Origin of the sequence: Xenorhabdus vietnamensis, from assembly GCF_002127535.1 — a bacterium.
In the GTDB taxonomy this organism is placed as follows: domain Bacteria; phylum Pseudomonadota; class Gammaproteobacteria; order Enterobacterales; family Enterobacteriaceae; genus Xenorhabdus; species Xenorhabdus vietnamensis.
This window is the reverse complement of the sequence record NZ_MUBJ01000066.1, coordinates 1-2432: the sequence shown is the minus strand read 5'-3', so window position 1 is coordinate 2432 and position 2432 is coordinate 1. Positions and strand designations below refer to the sequence as shown.

The following is a 2432-nucleotide window of genomic DNA, read 5'->3' as shown; positions in this document are numbered from 1 at the left end:
TATAACTTACGACTAAGTGTGGTAATCCTGTCGCTGTCTTCCTCGCGAATTGGTGAAACGGACAGCCCATTGCCGGAAATCTCTGCATCGGGTATGGCATTATCAGCAGCGGCGTTTGCCAGCGCTTTTAGTTTTGCATTAAGTGTGGCGGTACGCTCCGCACGCCATTGTGAAAAATTGTCAGGGATAGCAAGTCCGAGCCGTGATTCCGCACGCATCTGGTTGAAAACATGTCGCGGCAGAAGATAATCCTCAAAACTGCGCCACGCCCTGCTGCCATCAACCCATATGTCTCCGGTTTTCAGCCGCTCCCGTAGATGAACAAATACGGCAACCTCCCATGCCTGAAAATCTGTATTCCCCCCGCCCGGACTGACACGCCGCTGCCATTTACGGGACATAAAATCGAGCGGTACCCGCGAGGGGAGTTTTCGACCGCGATAGAGTGCACGCAGATGATCTACAGCCAGCAGAATCGGTTCATCCGCGCGAAATGCCCTAAAGGAAAATGCGCCGAAAATGAGCCGACCCAGCTTACGTAATGATTTTTGCCGTCCGATAAGCTCGTCAAATTCTGTATTGCGATGGGGAGATGCTACAGAAGCAGCAGCCTCCATGCTGGCGATCAAACCGTCCCAGCCGAGGGATGCCGTTATCGCTGACGCAAAATCTGTCTTGCCGTCACGGGCATCCAGAAGCGCCTGACCCAGCTTTATATGATCCAAAGCCACGACTTCAAGCACTTCAGCGGCTTTCAGCCGACGCTCCTTCTGGCTTATCTCTGCCTTGCGCCTCGTGCTGCCAATCAATTTGCAGAACATATCAATAGCCAGATCGGTAATTGCCGCCTGCTTTTCGATGGTGAAGGCTGTCAGCGTGGCACGTCGTCGTTCGGGCGCCAGACGTTGTATCTCACGTGCATGTAAAACACGAGAGTCGCGGGCAATAATGCCGTAACGGTTTACATGGATCCTCTTGCGTTGCTCATCGGAGATTGCCGCTGCTCGTAATACCTCCAGCCGGGCAATCAGTCCTCTGAGATTTTTGAGTTTCACCCCCTCCGGCGCTTCAGCTATCCAGCCAAGAAGGCTCCTTTCACCGGCTCGTTCGGTAAGCAGTTGCTCAAGTGCGGTGATGGATGAAGGTTCCAGATCCCTGATAAGCTCCCGGTAGGACAGTCGGCGGGCGGCTGCCCGACCCGCCATCGCCAGGCGAATGAGTTGTGTCGGGGCAGGGACCAGCAACTTTTTGTCCTTCAGTTGGTCGATAACCGCTCTGGTTATTGGCAGCCCCCGTTCGGTGGTTGCTGCCTCGCGTGCGGCCGCAAGAATGAGCATTCTGTAATCGCTGACCCGAACGGAACGAAGAGCCAGGGCTGAAACAATTTCGCGGGCATGCTCCCGACGAGTCTCCTCACGTTGGGCGTAAAGCGTAAAAACGGCAGGGTCAATATCCAGTTGATCCGCAACAACAGCGATAACCGCCCCCGTAGGAACCTCTCCTGCACGCAGTGTACGGCCGAGGTCGCGGATAAGTGCGAGCTGAACAGCAAAACCAAGGCGGTTATGAGACCGACGATGCGATCTGGCGAATGCAACATCCTCGCCGGACAGTGCAAACCGGGAAAGCGCCTCCTCATAAATCTCAGGCAACGCAAAAAGGGTATCGTGCGATTTGGCGTCAAGAAAGGACATCGGCCTGGTCCGCCTTCAGATTGCAGGATCCAGGCCCGGTCCAGCCGATTCGCCGCAGCGTATCAATGAGTGTCGAGCGCGGTACCCTGAATGTGCGACACACTGACGCTTTACTGGCACCGGTTTCCAGAGCAGTGAGGATCTGCTCAACCTTTTCGGCATCTATCGCCGGTGGTCTTCCACCTTTTCGCCCCCGCCGGCGAGCTGCAGCCAGGCCCGCATTAACACGTTCCGTGATAAGCGTTCTTTCATATTCAGCGAGAGTACCGAAAAGATTAAAGAGGAACGAGCCGTGTGGCGTTGTTGTATCGATGGCTTCAGTCAATGACTTAAAGGCGACACCGCGAATTTTCAGGTCTTCTACAATTCGGATCAAATGTGAGAGTGAGCGACCAAGCCGGTCCAGTTTCCAGACTATCAACACGTCACCTTCGCGCACCTCTGCAAGACAGGTCTTAAGTCCCGGGCGATCATCGCGCGCACCAGAGGCATGATCCTGATGTAAATGGCGGGGGTCGACTCCGGCAGCAATCAATGCATCGCGCTGCAAAGCAACAGACTGACGTTCATCATTGCTTGATACTCGCATATAGCCAATCAACATGTACGACAAACCTTAAAATTGAGCTTGTCGTACAATGTCTCATTCCGACAGTGTTTGTCACGTAAAAAATAAGGAGTTTATACCTCAATTTTCTCCAGCGGCAGGATATGACGGAAAACAAGTGATTTCCGTCA

Annotated in this window: 2 protein-coding genes; both read right to left on the bottom strand. The window is 53.8% G+C overall.

The window, feature by feature from the left end:
* Window positions 1-1694, bottom strand: a 1694-nt coding sequence (locus Xvie_RS20005; protein ID WP_139838921.1) for a DUF4158 domain-containing protein, incomplete at its 3' end; no start/stop codon positions are given.
* Window positions 1681-2298 (bottom strand): recombinase family protein, encoded by a 618-nt coding sequence (locus Xvie_RS20000; RefSeq protein ID WP_086110845.1) that lies wholly within the window; start codon window positions 2296-2298, stop codon window positions 1681-1683. The genes Xvie_RS20000 and Xvie_RS20005, both read right to left, overlap by 14 nt.
* Window positions 2299-2432 lie beyond the last annotated feature (134 nt).